Source organism: Bifidobacterium sp. LH_491 (assembly GCF_056356495.1).
On the sequence record NZ_JBKEUI010000001.1, the window covers coordinates 589017 to 604153 of the forward strand.

13 protein-coding genes, 1 other RNA gene and 1 pseudogene are annotated in these 15137 nt (G+C 58.6%); 10 read left to right on the forward strand and 5 right to left on the reverse strand.

Going from position 1 to position 15137, the window contains the following annotated elements; translation table 11 throughout:
• Nucleotides 1–15: 15 nt before the first annotated feature.
• Entirely contained in the window at nt 16–735 is a 720-nt protein-coding gene (locus AC1AWK_RS01985; protein WP_476567690.1) for a response regulator transcription factor, read from the reverse strand.
• Nucleotides 736–745: 10 nt separating this feature from the next.
• Nucleotides 746–2128 (reverse strand): sensor histidine kinase, encoded by a 1383-nt coding sequence (locus tag AC1AWK_RS01990; protein WP_476567692.1) that lies wholly within the window; start codon nt 2126–2128, stop codon nt 746–748.
• 214 nt (nt 2129–2342) lie between these two features.
• On the opposite strand from AC1AWK_RS01990, the gene AC1AWK_RS01995 reads away from it, so the two are divergent.
• On the forward strand, nt 2343–3131 hold the full coding sequence (locus AC1AWK_RS01995) for an Ltp family lipoprotein (protein WP_476567694.1): 789 nt from the start codon (nt 2343–2345) through the stop codon (nt 3129–3131).
• Nucleotides 3132–3197: 66 nt separating this feature from the next.
• Here the strand turns inward: AC1AWK_RS01995 and AC1AWK_RS02000 are convergent, their stop codons facing one another.
• The gene (locus AC1AWK_RS02000; protein WP_476567696.1) at nt 3198–3968 is read right to left on the reverse strand and encodes a Bax inhibitor-1/YccA family protein; all 771 of its coding nucleotides are present in this window, start codon (nt 3966–3968) and stop codon (nt 3198–3200) included.
• A 138-nt stretch (nt 3969–4106) separates the two neighbouring features.
• Nucleotides 4107–4838 carry a GTP pyrophosphokinase gene (locus AC1AWK_RS02005; RefSeq protein ID WP_476569535.1) on the reverse strand — a complete coding sequence of 244 codons (732 nt, stop codon included), beginning with the start codon at nt 4836–4838 and terminating at the stop codon, nt 4107–4109.
• A 147-nt stretch (nt 4839–4985) separates the two neighbouring features.
• On the opposite strand from AC1AWK_RS02005, the gene miaB reads away from it, so the two are divergent.
• From miaB to AC1AWK_RS02050, 9 genes and pseudogenes are all read left to right on the forward strand, one after another.
• Nucleotides 4986–6434, forward strand: coding sequence for a tRNA (N6-isopentenyl adenosine(37)-C2)-methylthiotransferase MiaB (miaB, locus tag AC1AWK_RS02010; RefSeq protein ID WP_476567698.1), 1449 nt, complete (start codon nt 4986–4988; stop codon nt 6432–6434).
• Entirely contained in the window at nt 6418–7431 is a 1014-nt protein-coding gene (gene miaA, locus AC1AWK_RS02015) for a tRNA (adenosine(37)-N6)-dimethylallyltransferase MiaA (protein ID WP_476567700.1), read from the forward strand. Before miaB ends, miaA begins: the two co-directional genes overlap by 17 nt.
• Nucleotides 7432–7475: 44 nt before the next feature.
• A complete protein-coding gene (locus tag AC1AWK_RS02020) occupies nt 7476–10352 on the forward strand; it encodes a DNA translocase FtsK (RefSeq protein WP_476567702.1) in 2877 nt (958 codons plus the stop codon).
• 64 nt (nt 10353–10416) lie between these two features.
• A pseudogene (gene pgsA, locus AC1AWK_RS02025) lies at nt 10417–11016 on the forward strand (CDP-diacylglycerol--glycerol-3-phosphate 3-phosphatidyltransferase); the annotation flags it as partial.
• A 158-nt stretch (nt 11017–11174) separates the two neighbouring features.
• Nucleotides 11175–11738 (forward strand): CinA family protein, encoded by a 564-nt coding sequence (locus tag AC1AWK_RS02030; protein WP_476567704.1) that lies wholly within the window; start codon nt 11175–11177, stop codon nt 11736–11738.
• Nucleotides 11739–11808: 70 nt separating this feature from the next.
• Nucleotides 11809–12312 carry a helix-turn-helix domain-containing protein gene (locus AC1AWK_RS02035; RefSeq protein WP_476567706.1) on the forward strand — a complete coding sequence of 168 codons (504 nt, stop codon included), beginning with the start codon at nt 11809–11811 and terminating at the stop codon, nt 12310–12312.
• A 21-nt stretch (nt 12313–12333) separates the two neighbouring features.
• Nucleotides 12334–12567 carry a DUF3046 domain-containing protein gene (locus AC1AWK_RS02040; RefSeq protein WP_476567708.1) on the forward strand — a complete coding sequence of 78 codons (234 nt, stop codon included), beginning with the start codon at nt 12334–12336 and terminating at the stop codon, nt 12565–12567.
• Between the two features lie 252 nt (nt 12568–12819).
• Nucleotides 12820–13953: a recombinase RecA gene (gene recA / locus AC1AWK_RS02045; protein ID WP_476567710.1), complete on the forward strand. Its 1134-nt coding sequence runs from the start codon at nt 12820–12822 to the stop codon at nt 13951–13953.
• Nucleotides 13950–14525 (forward strand): regulatory protein RecX, encoded by a 576-nt coding sequence (locus tag AC1AWK_RS02050; protein WP_476567712.1) that lies wholly within the window; start codon nt 13950–13952, stop codon nt 14523–14525. Before recA ends, AC1AWK_RS02050 begins: the two co-directional genes overlap by 4 nt.
• Nucleotides 14526–14597: 72 nt before the next feature.
• Here AC1AWK_RS02050 and rnpB read toward each other — a convergent pair.
• An RNA gene (rnpB, locus tag AC1AWK_RS02055) (RNase P RNA component class A) lies at nt 14598–14965 on the reverse strand.
• Nucleotides 14966–15137 lie beyond the last annotated feature (172 nt).

Here is a 15137-nt window from a genome sequence, read left to right on the forward strand (position 1 = left end):
GTTGCACGTGCGTGCTTACGCCGTGCAATCGGATTCGGTCGGGGCCGGCAGGTCGGCGCGTTCGACGAGCCTGGCCATGGCGATCCGTGACATGCAGAGTCGTTCGGAGGCGCTGGAAAGATGTGCTTTGGCAGTGCGTTCGGAGATGAACATGCGCGCCGCGATTTGGGTATTGGTCAGGCCTTCGGCGGCGAGGAGCACGGCTTCGCGCTCGCGCTGGGGTAGGGTATCGAGCAGTTGCCGGGCTTCGTCGCGCCGATATTGCGGCTGCTGGCTGCGCAAGGTCTGCATGAGATGACGTTGGCTGGCGTCATTGAATTGCGGCACGCTGTCGCATACGGCGACGATGCGGTGGATGATGTCTTCCGGCGCATCGGTTTTGGACACGAAGCCTTCGGCACCCGCCTCGATGGCCTGTTCCACGGTGTGCGCAGGGCTGAGCGAGGTGAGCATGATGACGTGCGGGGGCTGGTCGAGTTGGCGGAGCCTGCGGGTGGTGGCGATGCCATCGATTCCCGGCATGGCGATGTCCATGAGCACGACGTGAGGATGATGGGCGATGACGTCTCGCAATACCTGGTCGCCGTCGGTGGCGGTGGCCGCCACGATGATGCGGCCATGGGAATAATCCTGCAAAATCATGCGCATGGCCTGGCCGATCAAGGGATCGTCATCGGCCACGCACACCACGATGGGTGTCTCGTCTTGCGGTTGCAAAGAAGTGGATGCCTGCACAGTCGCTATTCTACTGGGCTGGCGTCGCAGTCCAGGGAAGCGTGGCGCCGAGATGGAATATGCCGTGTTCGTCGGCGCCGTATTGGCATGTGCCGTTGGCTTGCGACACGCGTTGTCGTATGCCGGCGAGTCCTTCGCCGCTACGCGTGCGTGTTGCGGCGTGGTGTGTGGGGAATGGCATCGGGTTGCTGATATGGATATGGATGCCGCTGTCCGGGGCGGCGCTTACGCGGATAGATACCGGCTCGTGGGTGGCATGCCGTCTGGCGTTGGTGAGGCCTTCCTGCACGATGTGATAGGCCAGGGCGCTGAGAGTATGGTCCAATTCGCTTAACTGCCGAATGTCGATCCACGTGTTGAGCTGCATGCCCGCGTTGCGGTTGTCGCGTAGCAGTTCGTCCAGCGATGCCTGCGTCAGGTCCACCGATTCCGGTTCGGCCAGTTGTGCGCTTGCCTGTTCGGGGTGGCGTAGCATGTCGATGATGCTGTGCGCCTCGTCCAGTGCTCCGGCGGCTTGCCGTCGCATATCCGCGGCGGTACGGGCAAGGGTTTCGGCTTGCTGGCGTGCGTCGCTATCCGTTGGGTAGGCCTCTTGCAGGATTGCCGCGTGATGCTGCAACGTGTTGGCGTTTAAGGCGATGAGCGACAGTGAGTGGGCGAGGGTATCGTGGGCTTGCGCGGCAATGGTGTCGGTGAGTTGTTGGTTGACCAGATCGGCTTGCAGCGTCGCCGCTTGGTGGGTGGCGGCTTGAGCCTGCGCCCGGGCGGTGTAGGTTATCGCATTGGCGCGGATGTGCAGGCCGATCATGATGGCCGCCGCTGCGGCGGCAAGTCCGGTGATACCGGCGACGGTGACGATGGTGCCTTGGGGGGTGGTGACGACGCCGGAATCGGTGTCGGCGAACAGTATGCCCCATATGCTGGCGTGATGGGGCTGCAGGGCGTCGCGTATTTGCGTGCCGGCACTGATGATGGCGCCGATGATGCAAGAGGTGCGTATTAGGGTGGGGTTGCTGCGTCGGGCGACCAGTGCCGTAAGTGCCATCAGCATCAGCATTGCGTCATAGGGCATGATGATGACGATGGCGCAGGTGACGACGAAGATGATGTCCGGGTATTCGTCGCGGGCCACGAGGAGAAAGCCTACGGGCAGGCTCATGATGGTGGCGAATATCGCCCACCGGAATCCCGGTGAGTTTTGGCTGAATTGCTGGGCGTATATAGCGGTGTAGGCCAGGGTCATCACATCCGCGCCGATGATCATAAGCACGGTGCACAGCCGTCGGGTGACGATGGCCACATCGGGGTATTGCTGTGCGGCCTCACCCGTGCGCGCTGCGTCGGATTGCGAGTGCGGGGATGTCGTGCGGTATCGGCGAGGTTGAACGGTCATACTCACCATTATGGTCGATTGCCGGATGCGCGCCATTGTCCGATGGGGTATGAGGCAGGGGAAACAGGTGCCTGAAGGGGCAGTGAGAAATGTCCGAACGGTCAATGTTGCGGTGCCGTCAATTTCCGTATGGTGAACCTTGTGCCTCACCGGCGGTGCATGTGGATGTGCCGGCTGTGTACGACTGTGGGGCGAGACTACGAAGGGAATGGATATGGTGAACGAATCTGCCAATACCAATGTCGACTCGGCGATGCCAGCGGGCGGTAATCCTGCAGGCAAGACGCCATCGCAGAGTGCGCCTCAACAGACTACGGTGTGCGGCATTATCACAGTGATTTTGGGTATTTTGGCGTTGGTGTTGTCGATTATTCCTATTGTCAATAATATTGCCGCCGTATTTGGCGTAATCGGCGCGGTGTTGGGCATTGTCGCCATGATTGCTGCTTTCCGTGGCCGTAAGCGTGGCAAGGCGCTGTCGGTGGTGGGCACCGCATTGTGTGTGCTGGCCGTGGTGGTTACGCTGAATATGCAGGCGGCGGCCTCAAAGGCTCTTGACGATGCGTTTGCTGATGAGACGAACAGTCAGCAGTCGGCAAATGGCGATACAGCTAGTGAGACAAACGGCGATACGGCCGCGACGGATGATGCGGAACAAACAGATGCCTCTGCGGCGCAGTCCCAGCAGGAGGAGGTGCCGGCGGATTGGCGGTCGGCGCTGCGTCAGGCGACTACCTATGCGCAGGATATGGCCATGTCGCGTCAGGGTGTGTATGACCAGTTGGTGAGCGAATACGGCGGACAGTTCTCTGCCGAAGCGGCCCAGTATGCCATTGACCATGTGCAGGCGGACTGGCAGGCGAACGCCGTGCAGCAGGCCAAGCAGTATGAGGAAACCATGGCCATGTCGCCGGAGGCCATCCGCGATCAGCTGACCAGCGAATACGGCGGCAAGTTCACCGCCGAGGAAGCGCAGTATGCCATCGATCATATGCATGACTAGCGGCACTGTGTAGCGCATAACAAAAAACGGCGGGAAGCAACGTTTCCCGCCGTTTTTACGCTGCCGTTAGTCGCGGCTGCCGACGAAGCGTAGCATATACAGGAACAGATTGATGAAATCAAGATACAGGTTCAGCGCGCACAGGATCGAGACCTTGCTGAGCATGTCCGGATCGGACTGCTGATAGTGGTCCATGATGGCGCGGGTGCGCTGCGCGTCGTATACCGTCATGCCGGCGAACAGCACGACGCCAATGGCGCTGACCACCATCAGCGTGGTGTTGGTCGGGGCGATGAACATGAGTACCATTTGCGAGACGATGAGCACGATCAGGCCGACGAAGAGAATTGGTCCGGCCTTGAGCAGATTTGCCTTCGTGGTGACGCCCAGCATGGTCAGCGCAAAGTAGAACACCGAGCAGAACACGAAGGTCAGCGCGATCGAACCCAAGTCATACACCATGAAAATGGTGCTGAGCGTAAAGCCCATCAGCGCTGCGTACCCATAGAACAACACGCGGGCGGTGGCTGGCGACATGGTGAGCAGGCGGGCTCCCAGGTAAATGGCAAGCCCTACTTGCGCGACGATGAGCGCGATCATGCCGAACAGTCCTGTGGCAGCAATGAATGTGACATAGGCGTTCGTGGCCTGGGTGAGGAACGCGGTGGCTGCGGTGATGAGCAGTCCCACCGTCATCGCACCGTAGGCTTTGGTGACAGAGACACGCCGCGTGCGCTCGTACACGTAGGCGGTTTGCGCATCATAGACATTCGAGCCGTAAGGCTGCTGTGGCGCGGCGGAATATGGTCCGCCTTGGGGTTGGGGCGCGTAGGTCATGGATACTCCTTTGACGCAAGTATTGACATAAAAACGATATGGTCACATTGTACGGGGAGAAGGATGAAGATTTGCTGGGAAATTCAGCTCGGGGCGAGAGCCGTCGCCATCGGATGCTCCCGCCCCTGCCGTGCGGCGTTACGAATGCAGGGTTTCTTCTTGAGGTGCGCCGTTGATGTCGCGGTGGATACCCTGCATCTGCACTTCGATGTTTTGCAAGGAACGCGCACAGTCCAGCAGTGTCTGCGAATGTTCGGAGAGTTTGGCGTCGGGTAAATCGGTTTTGTAGCGCAACGCGTGTTCCAAGCTGGCCCAATAATCCATGGCGATGGTGCGGAACTGCACTTCTACCGGTGTATAGTGTGCGCCTGAGGACAGGAACACCGGCACGGCGTAGATGACGTGCAGGCTGCGGTAGCCGTTTTGCTTGGGGTTCTTGATGTAGTCCTTGACGCGCAGTACCTGGATGTCCGACTGTGTGGACAGGTAGTTTGCTACGGAGTAGACGTCGTCACGGTAGTTGCAGATGACGCGGATGCCAGCCACATCGAAGAGGTTATCTTTGATGGACTGGATGGTGATGGGCAGTTCGCGACGTTCCAACTTGCCGAGAATAGATTTGACGGATTTAAGCCGCCGTTCCATGTGGTGGATGGGGTCATGGGAGAACCGCACTTGGAATTCGTTGTCGAGAATCTCCAGTTTGGTGCTGATTTCGTACATGGCACCTTCGTATACCTGCATGAGATCGATGAAATCGGTGGCTTGCTCGGCCAAGAATGTGGCATCGCCCCATTGGATGCTGCTTAGTCGTGCACGTAATTCTTCGGAATTCAAACGATTATGACGGTCTAAAATCACACTGTCCATGATAACCATGGGTCTTGTCGTCGGTCTGTACGTATGCTGAATGTTGCCCCCTTGTGTAAGGGGTCCATCGTTGTGTTTATCAGCGTGGCGCGGCAGGGGCTCCCGTCGGCGCGTTGCTGTGCGCGGTCTCGGCTAGCATGGTGGCTTATGAACGAAGACATGATGACGCAGGGCGAACGGAGCATGGCGACGCGCGGCGAAGACACTTCGGTCGATCGCGGACGCGGGGTGTTCTATGTCCATACGTTGGGCTGCCAGATGAACGCGCATGATTCCGAACGCATTGCCGGCGTGTTGGAAAACGAGGGATATGTGCCCGCCAATGACGAACAAGTCATGGACAAGGACGTGGACCTCATCGTGCTCAACACCTGCGCGGTGCGTGAGAACGCCGCCGAGCGTATGTACGGCACCGTGGGATTGTGGGCCGAGCTTAAGCGTCGTCGTCCGAACCTGCAGATTGCGGTCGGCGGGTGCATGGCACAGTTGGATCGTCGGCGTATCGCCGATCGTGCGCCTTGGGTGGACGCCGTGTTCGGCACGAAGAACATTGGCTCGTTGCCACGCCTGCTCGACCAAGCCCGCATCGAAGGCTCCTCACAGGTCGAGGTCAAGGATGATCTGTCGTATTTCCCCAGCCAGTTGCCCACCGCACGGGCATCGCGTGTCTCGTCGTGGGTGTCGATTTCGGTGGGGTGCAACAATACCTGCACATTCTGCATCGTGCCGACCACGCGTGGCAAAGAACGTGACCGTCGACCCGGTGACATCCTCGCTGAAATACGCGCCTGCGTCGAAGGCGGCGCCAAGGAAGTGACGTTGCTGGGGCAGAACGTGAACTCCTATGGCTATGCCATGGGGGACCGGTATGCCTTTTCCAAGCTGCTTCGTGCCTGCGGATCGATCGAAGGGTTGGAGCGTGTGCGATTCACCTCGCCGCATCCGGCGGCCTTCACCTATGACGTCATCGATGCCATGGCCACGACGCCCAACATCATGCATCAGCTGCATATGCCGTTGCAATCGGGTTCGGATCGCGTGCTGCGCGCCATGCGGCGCTCCTATCGCAGCGAGAAGTTCATGAGTATTCTTGACAAGGTTCGTACTGCCATGCCGGATGCACAGATTTCCACGGATATCATCGTCGGCTTCCCCGGAGAGACCGAAGAGGATTTCCAAGACACCTTGCGCGTAGTGGAGCAGGCTCGGTTCTCATCTGCGTTCACTTTTGAATATTCGCCGCGTCCCGGCACGCCTGCCGCCTCCATGGAGCAGCTGCCCAAGGATGTGGTGCAGGAGCGGTTCGAACGCTTGGTAGCTTTGCAGGAACGCATTACCGAAGAAGAAATGAGGCGTTTCGAGGGCCGTGACGTCGAAGTGATGATCACCGGCACCCAGGGCAAGAAGGATGCCGCCACCCATCGCGTGACCGGGCGCGAACGCACCGGTGTGCTGGTACATATCGGAGTGCCGGAAGGCCAACCGCAGCCGCAAATCGGCGATTTCGTCACGGCAACTGTTACCCATGCTGCCCGTCATAACCTCATTGCCGATCCCAATCCCCAGGCTGGGCAGACGTATGTCGTGCGACATTGACACGCCCGAGGACTCGGGACCCCGTGTCATCAGTATCGTTGGTCCTACGGCGTCGGGCAAGACCGGACTATCCATCGCATTGGCCAAGGCGCTGCGCGATCGCGGTCAGGATTCGCATATCGTCAACGCCGATGCCTATCAAATGTATCGCGGCATGGACGTGGGCACCGCCAAACCCACCATGGAAGAGCGCGAGGGAATCGAGCATCACATGCTTGACGTCATCGAACCGCAGGACAGTATGTCTGTGGCACGGTTTCAACGCATGGCGCGTGAGATTATCGACGACCTGCGTTCGCGGGGTATCCGCCCCATTCTTACCGGAGGCTCCGGATTATATGCGCGTGCGGCGATTGATGATATGAGTTTTCCTGCCACTGACGCCGGGGTGCGCGCGCGGTTGGAGGAGCGTGCCGAGCGTGAGGGGGGCGGGGCGTTGTTCGCGCAATTGCAGCGTCTTGATCCACAGGCCGCCGAACGGATGGATGCGCGCAATGTGCGTCGCACTATCCGTGCCTTGGAAGTGATAGAGATTACTGGCAAGCCGTTTTCCGCGTCGTTGCCACGATATCGGTATGTGATGCCGTCGGTGCAGATTGGGCTGGATCTGCCCCGTGAAGATTTGGACTCGCGCATCGACCAACGTACTGCGTTGATGCGCAAGCAGGGATTAGTGGATGAAGTGCGTGCCATCCGGCCCACTCTTGGTGTGACGGCCGCCCGCGCCTTGGGGTATCAGCAGATTGCCGACTATCTTGACGGGCTATGGGGCCAAGATGAGGCATTCGCAGACATCGCGCAAAAAACTAAGCGCTTGGCACGTAAGCAAATGGGTTGGTTTGGGCGCGACCCACGTATTCATTGGGTGAGTGCATTGAGTGACCACCTGCTTGATACGGTGTTGGCGATTGTGGAACATGCCGACGCGGGCGATTATGATGCCATCGATGCACGGGCGGACGACTATGTGCAGCATCATTTGGGCGATATTGCCTGACATGCGTGCTTCTGGGCGTGGTTGTCGGTAGAATCGACCTCGTTATGGCACGTACATCTTCTTCTTCCGGTAAACGACAGTCCACGCGTTCTTCGGCTCGTTCCGATGGCCGAGTCCCACAGGAACGCCCTCAATCCACCATTGCCGAGCCTTGGTGGAAGCGCGCGTTGTTGGCGATTCCTCGTGCCCTGGGGGCGGGCGTGCGTGCCGTGACCGGAGTGGGGGAATATGATCCGGTATATCGTCGGGATGGGTTGTGTTTCTTCCTGCTGGTGTTGGCGGTGCTGCTGTGCGCCTCCGAGTGGTTCCGTGTGCAGGGAGTGTTCGGTGTGTTTCTTCATGCGGTGTCATCGGGTGTGCTGGGCATGATGAGCGTGGTCCTGCCGGTATTGCTGGTGGTGGTGGCTGTGCGCTTGATGCGCAATTCCGGGGCGGCTTCGGATAATCCGCGTGTGGTTACCGGCTGGGTGATGCTGCTGTGGTCGATGTGCTCCATCATCGATGTCGTGATGATTTCCGACGAGCATACTTTTGACATGCGGTTGCTGCAGCGGGCTGGTGGGCTGTTTGGATTCGTCTTGGGTTCGCCGTTGGCGTGGGGGCTGTCCAAGGCATTTGCCGTGGTGGTGTTCGTCGTGGTGGCGCTGTTTGCCGTATTGATGGTGACGCGCACGCATGTGGACGATATCCCGTCGTACATAGACACTGTGCGTGGCTGGTTGGGCGGGCGCTCCGGACGTAAGGCGGAAGAGGCCGAGGAACAGTTCCCCAACGAGGTGCGCGTGGGGGATACGACGTTGGCGTTTGCCGAAGGCGTGCCCACTCATGATGGCGATGACGAGGAAGAGGGTGAGCCGGCGAAGCCGTCGTGGTGGTCACGGGTGTTCTCGCGTCGCAGCAAGCGTGTGGACGAAGGACTTGACCATTACGAGGGCGATGATCCGTTCGCAACAGCCGCGCAAACCCATGGCGAGGTGATATCGACGGCAGTGGGCGAGGCGTCGGGGCGCGTGGTGTCGTCGGCATCCGGTTCGGATATCCAGGAGACCGGCGTATTGCAAGCTGCCGGGCGTACGCCTCGCAGTGTGTCGTCAATAGGCGGTACGGCCGCTATACCGCAGGGACTTGCCGATGGTGATGGCATGCAGGAGAATGCGGCGTTGGGCCTGGGGGTAACTCGCGTGGTGCCGTTGGCAACGCAGGATCCTTGGGCGGCGATTGCCGATGATGGTACGACGCATGAGAGTGATGAAGCACAATCATCTGGCGGTTCTTCCGGCAGCGTCGCGGTGTTGGACGGTGCGGATGATATGTCCGTGTCGGATGATGAATCGGATACGGCTGCCGGCGATGACGAGCCGAACGCGCCGTATCAGTTGCCTGATCTGTCGTTGCTGGCGAAGGGGCAGCCGCATGCGGCGCGCACGGCCGCCAATGATGCGGTGATTCAGGCGTTGACCAGCACCTTCCAGCAATTCAAGGTGGATGCGAAGGTGATTGGTTTCCTGCGTGGCCCATCGGTGACCCAATATGAGGTGGAATTGGGAGCTGGCGTCAAGGTGGAGAAGGTGACGAATCTGCAGAAGAACATTGCCTACGCGGTGGCAAGTTCGGATGTGCGTATTCTTTCGCCGATTCCCGGCAAGTCAGCCATTGGTATCGAAATTCCGAATGTGGATCGTGAAATCGTGCATTTGGGCGATGTGCTGCGCTCTGCGGAGGCAACGCAGGATCCGCACCCGATGGTCACAGGTGTGGGCAAGGATGTGGAAGGGCATTTCATTACCGCCAATCTGGCGAAGATGCCGCATTTGCTGGTGGCGGGTGCGACCGGTTCGGGTAAGTCGAGCTTTATCAATTCCATGCTGACTTCGCTGATCATGCGGGCGACTCCCGAACAGGTGCGTATGATCATGGTTGATCCCAAACGTGTGGAACTTAGCGCGTATGCGGGTATTCCGCATTTGCTCACGCCGATCATCACCGATCCGAAGAAGGCCGCTCAGGCCTTGGAATGGGTGGTTAAGGAGATGGATGCCCGATATGCCGATCTGGAATTCTTCGGGTTCAGGCATGTCAACGATTTCAATGAGGCCGTGCGAGCCGGCAAGGTGCATGCGCCGGCCGGCTCGAAACGCAAGGTCGCTCCGTATCCGTATCTGTTGGTAGTGGTCGACGAGATGGCCGATTTGATGATGGTGGCCAAGAACGACGTCGAAAGCTCGATTCAGCGCATCACGCAGCTGGCCCGTGCCGCCGGCGTGCATCTGGTGTTGGCAACACAGCGGCCGTCTGTGGATGTGGTCACTGGTTTGATCAAGGCCAATATTCCGTCTCGTCTGGCGTTTGCCACATCATCGGCCACGGACTCTCGCGTGATCTTGGATACGACCGGTGCCGAAACCTTGATCGGTCAGGGTGATGCGCTGTTCCTGCCGATGGGATCGGCCAAGCCCATGCGCGTGCAGGGTGCGTGGGTGAATGAGTCGGAGATTCGCAAGGCCGTGGAGTTTGTCAAAACCCAGCGTAAGCCGCGATATCGGGAGGATATCGAGCAGATGGCGCGTGAGGCGGACAAGCGTGCGATCGAACCAGCCGAGGATATCGGTGGCGATATGGATGTATTGCTGCAGGCTGCTGAGCTTGTGGTGACCACACAGTTTGGCTCGACATCAATGTTGCAGCGCAAGTTGAGGGTTGGTTTCGCCAAGGCTGGACGTTTGATGGATTTACTGGAGTCACGTGGCGTGGTCGGACCCTCGGAAGGTTCGAAGGCTCGTGAGGTGTTGGTGCAGCCGCAGGATCTGCCCGCGGTGCTGGCATTTATCCGAGGCGAGTCGGATTCCTTACATGTCTCCTCGGATGTTTTGCCGCAGCAGGGTGCGTTTATGGACGGTGATGGGGTCGATGACGGAATGTGATGCGAGATCCTACACACAGGTTATGTTCAGTTTGCTGTAATGAGTGTGTTGTAACGTTGCGCCTATGCAGAAACAGGATTCGAACAAGTCGTCGTTGTTGGTTGGCTGGAATAGTGCGCCCAATGTGGTTACATATGTGCGCATCGCACTGGTGGTGGTGTTCATTGCGCTGTATATTGCGGCGGGCGCGTGGGGTGAGACTCGGTTGAGTTTGCGCTGGTGGGCTGCGGCGCTGTTCATCGTGGCTGCTTCCACCGATAAGTTGGACGGATGGATGGCCCGCCGGTTCAATCAGGTTACGGAGTTGGGCAAACTCATGGATCCGATTGCCGATAAGTTGCTGATTTGCGCCACGCTGGTCGTGGCTTCGGTGTTTGACGAGATTGCGTGGTGGGTGACCGCACTGTTCCTTATTCGGGAAATCGGCATTACGGTGATGCGTTTTCTGGTGATTGATACCGGCGGTACGGTGATTGCGGCTTCGCGGGCTGGTAAGTACAAGACGTTGACACAGTGCGTTGGTTTGGCGATGCTGCTGTTGCCGGTGTGGGCGCTGGATGTGCGCCAGCATGAGCCGCTGTGGATGACCGTGTATTACGTGGTGGCCTATGCCTTGGTGTATTTGGCGCTGGTATTGTGCTTGTATTCTGGTGCCGCTTATGTGGCTGGCGTGGTGTCTGCGCATCGTCAGGCGCGTGGCGAGGGATCGGTTCCTGCCAGTCGCGTTCCTGATACTACGGTTGACGCTGTGGTCGGTGATACTGCCTCTGGTATCGGCGACGCTGGTGCGTCCGAGATGAGTGAGGCGGAGCGCTGAACGATATGATTGCGGCAACGATTGATGGTGTGCCGGCGCATGTGGGACAAGATGATGCGGATGCGGTTGCCGCGTCGATATTGTCGTCATGCGTTGGCTCCGGCATGCGCATCGCCGTTGCCGAATCGCTGACGGGCGGATTGGTGGCCGATGCACTGGTGCGGGTGCCTGGCGCGTCTCAGGTGGTATTGGGGTCGGCGGTGACGTATGACATTGCTGCCAAGGCATCTGTGTTGGGGGTGGAACGCGAGTTGTTGCTCGATTGTGGCGCTGTAGACCCCCGTGTGGCATGTCAGATGGCGCGTGGGGCGGTGCGACTGTATGGGCAGCCTGATTATGGCGACACAGTGATAGGGGTGTCGACGACGGGGGTTGCCGGTCCTGGTCCTGACGGCGATAAACCTGCCGGTTTGGCGTATGTGGGAGTGTATGTGCCTCGGGTGGGGGGCGAATCGGTCTCTCGCTCCTATGAGGTGCATGTGCGCGGAGACCGTCAGCAGGTGCGCCGCGGTGTCGTGTGCTGTGTATTGGAAATCATCAGCGGATTAACAGCAAGTTTTCAGGAATAATTCTCTCTATCTGCCTGTTGTTCATGGTGAGACCACTGAACATACTGATATACCGAAAGGGGTTGGGCAGATGGAAGCAATGACCCGATATGACGAGCAGGTGGCGACCGCAACGGTTGCCCCGAAGACGGGTGTCGCACGCATGCGTGAGCTGACACCGGCTCAGCGCCGTGCGGTGATGTTCGCCCAGCAGCAGGTGCTGCGTGCGCGCGCCGCCAAGCAAGCCAAGGATGAGCGGCGTGCCGCCTTGGAGCGTATGTGGATTGAAGAGGATGCTGATCATGGTCGTCCGCGTTCGCTGTCGCGTCAGCGTGAGTTGAACGGCGAGCCGCGTGATGTTTCGTTACGTGAGGCGATTGGCCAGGTGCTGCGCGATTTGCGTACACGCGACCACAAGACGTTGCGTGAGGTAAGTGAGCGTGCCGGTGTGTCGCTGGGCTATTTGTCGGAAGTGGAACGTGGGCAGAAGGAAGCCAGTTCTGAATTGTTGTCGTCCATCGCACAGTCGCTGGGACTGTCTACCGCGCAGATGCTGCGCATGGTGGCGGATTATTTGGAGACTGCGCAGGCGTGATTGGTGCTACGCTGGGATGTCATGCGTGAGCGTGAATTCTGGCAGTTGGTGGAAGAGGTCTTCGGTCGTTCCTACGGCCGAAGCCTTGCCCATGATCAGGGGTTGACGGCCTTGAGGGGGATGACGGTTGTGGAGGCGTTGGCCAATGGTGAGGAGCCGCGTGTGGTGTGGAATGTATTGTGCGATCAAATGGATGTGTCTGATTCGCGTCGTTGGGGAAGTGACCATAACGCGCCGCCGTTGCCGGCTCGGTAGGATAGTGCGTTCGGGTATTGTCGGGGCTGCGGCGACGATGGCCGCATGGTGATGGTCGACGCAAAATGTTCGAACAAATGTTCGTATAATGTGCTATAGTAATCGTCAGGTGATTCACCGTCCGATGGTTTCGCGAAAGTACCAGTCGATAAGCCTTCGACCACAACGGTCGATTATGTTGGTACGTTCGTTGCGCGCACGGTAGCGTGGGTCGTGTTCTTGCAAACTTCTGAACGAACAAGGAGCGAGTGTATGGCACAGCAGACGGAAGCGTCGGCGCAGGAAGCCCCCAAGGGTATTGATCCTCGTCGCCAGGCGGCGTTGGAGACGGCGCTGGCACAGGTGGAGAAAAGCTTTGGCAAAGGGTCGGCGATGCGTTTGGGCGATAGGCCCGAGCAGGATGTCGAGGTCATTCCCACCGGCGCGTTGGCGTTGGATATGGCATTGGGTATCGGCGGTTTGCCCAGGGGGCGCATCGTTGAGGTATATGGTCCCGAGTCGTCGGGTAAGACGACGTTGGCGCTGCATGTGGTGGCCAATGCTCAGCGCAATGGTGGTGTGGCGGCATTCATTGATGCCGAGCATGCGTTGGATCCGGTGTATGCGCGTAAGTTGGGCGTCGACACGGATTCGTTGATCGTTTCGCAACCTGACAACGGCGAACAGGCGCTGGAAATTGCGGATATGCTGATTCGTTCCGGTGCGTTAGACGTGATTGTCATCGATTCTGTGGCGGCTCTGGTGCCTAAGGCGGAAATCGAGGGCGATATGGGCGACAGTCATGTCGGCTTGCAGGCGAGGCTGATGAGCCAAGCGTTGCGTAAGATGACTGGTGCGTTGTCGCAGGCTGGAACTACGGCGATTTTCATTAACCAGTTGCGTGAGAAGATCGGTGTGTTCTTCGGTAATCCGGAGACCACCACCGGTGGCAAGGCTTTGAAGTTCTATGCTTCGGTGCGTATGGATATTCGTCGTATTCAAACTTTGAAAGCCGGTGACGAGGCTATTGGCAACCGCACCAAGGTCAAGGTGGTGAAGAACAAGATGGCGCCGCCGTTCAAGTCCGCCGAGTTTGACGTGTTGTACGGCGAGGGTATTTCTCGTGAAGGCTCGGTGCTCGATATGGCGCTACAAACCAACGTGGTGAAGAAGTCAGGCTCGTGGTTTACCTATGACGGCGACCAATTGGGGCAAGGACGCGAGAATGTGCGTCAGTTCCTCAAGGACAATTCTGCCATCACGGACGAAATAGAGCGCAAGGTGAAGGAAGCGTTTGGCTTGCTGGAATCCGAAGATCAGTTCGCTGAAGGCGAGAACGCCGCACACGTCGAGGAGACGTCAGCCTCCTCGACGCGCAAAGGTGTTGGTTCTGGAAAAGCCGCATGATTGATGCCGAACACTTCCTTGCCGGTCGTGGACTGCATGTGAGCGATGTGCATGGAGCCGATGATGTCGTGGAGCATACCGAATGTCATACGGTTGATGAGGTCGAAGAGCGGTGCCGTCAGACGGCGTTGCGTTCATTGGATAGGGCTGCTCGCTCTTCGGCTTCGATGCATGCCCGTTTGGTGGAGAAAGGGTATGCCGATGATATCGCAGGTCGTGTTGTTGTATGGCTGTGCGCCAACGGATATATCGACGATGAAGCGTATGCCCGGGATGTCCTTGCTCATGGTATCCAGCGTGGTTTGGGAAGACGTGCGGCGATGGAGCAATTGCGGCAGCGATGCATACCGGACGCCATCGCTTTGTGCGTTTGCAACGAAGCGCAGCATCAGGGATTGTTCGTGCAAGCGGCATATGAGCTTGGTGAGCGAGTGGCGCGACGTACTCTAGGGAAGCCATATGATGTTCGTCGCCGTCGCTGGTGGTCAGCGGCCAGAAGCAAAGGTCATGACAGCGAGATTATTCGTCAACTTGAACATGAACTCTTCGATGACGCAACGCAGGGAATGTGAGACTGATAGGTGTCAGATACTTGGCAACGGGCGAATGTGCGACATGAGGGCATCGGTGGAAGAGAACAGGAAAAAATGAGACCTCTCATACCCCGGGTTCTGTCACGTGATTGCTCACGTGGATGGTCATCCATCTCGACCTGACGTTGCCGCCAGGCTCTAGCAGCCTACCCGAAGACTTGGGCGAGCAGCCCTCAAGCGTCTTCTGCTTGGCCTTGCTCCCGATGAGGCTTGCCGTGCGACCGGCTGTTACCAGCGGTCCGGTGGTCTCTTACACCGCCGTTTCACCCTTACCCACGCGAACGCGGGCGGTCTATTCTCTGCTGCGCTATCTCTCAGGTCACCCTGGGCGGACGTTATCCGCCATCGTGCTCTATGGAGCCCGGAAGTTCCTCAGCCCCGCCATATGGTGACGACGCCGCGACCATCGAGAGGTCTCAAACGCACAAGCATAGCGCAGTCGTGGACATGGCGTTGCCTATGTTCGCGCCCGGCATGGCGGGGCGCGCCCGAAACATAGTGTTCGATAGTCTCTGGAAGTCCGAAATCACGCGGTTTTGGCGGTGATATTACGTGCGATGCGGCTGTGAGCGCAATCATGTCGACTACAAT

What these genes read in the sequence shown, in the direction of transcription:
- miaA (WP_476567700.1), top strand. Translation starts at nt 6,418, where the DNA reads ATGTCGTGCGACATTGACACGCCCGAGGACTCGGGACCCCGTGTCATC.
- AC1AWK_RS02020 (WP_476567702.1), top strand. Translation starts at nt 7,476, where the DNA reads ATGGCACGTACATCTTCTTCTTCCGGTAAACGACAGTCCACGCGTTCT.
- recA (WP_476567710.1), top strand. Translation starts at nt 12,820, where the DNA reads ATGGCACAGCAGACGGAAGCGTCGGCGCAGGAAGCCCCCAAGGGTATT.
- AC1AWK_RS02050 (WP_476567712.1), top strand. Translation starts at nt 13,950, where the DNA reads ATGATTGATGCCGAACACTTCCTTGCCGGTCGTGGACTGCATGTGAGC.
- AC1AWK_RS02040 (WP_476567708.1), top strand. Translation starts at nt 12,334, where the DNA reads ATGCGTGAGCGTGAATTCTGGCAGTTGGTGGAAGAGGTCTTCGGTCGT.
- AC1AWK_RS02005 (WP_476569535.1), bottom strand. Translation starts at nt 4,838, where the DNA reads ATGGACAGTGTGATTTTAGACCGTCATAATCGTTTGAATTCCGAAGAA.
- miaB (WP_476567698.1), top strand. Translation starts at nt 4,986, where the DNA reads ATGAACGAAGACATGATGACGCAGGGCGAACGGAGCATGGCGACGCGC.
- AC1AWK_RS02030 (WP_476567704.1), top strand. Translation starts at nt 11,175, where the DNA reads ATGATTGCGGCAACGATTGATGGTGTGCCGGCGCATGTGGGACAAGAT.
- AC1AWK_RS02000 (WP_476567696.1), bottom strand. Translation starts at nt 3,968, where the DNA reads ATGACCTACGCGCCCCAACCCCAAGGCGGACCATATTCCGCCGCGCCA.
- AC1AWK_RS01990 (WP_476567692.1), bottom strand. Translation starts at nt 2,128, where the DNA reads ATGACCGTTCAACCTCGCCGATACCGCACGACATCCCCGCACTCGCAA.
- AC1AWK_RS01995 (WP_476567694.1), top strand. Translation starts at nt 2,343, where the DNA reads ATGGTGAACGAATCTGCCAATACCAATGTCGACTCGGCGATGCCAGCG.
- AC1AWK_RS02035 (WP_476567706.1), top strand. Translation starts at nt 11,809, where the DNA reads ATGGAAGCAATGACCCGATATGACGAGCAGGTGGCGACCGCAACGGTT.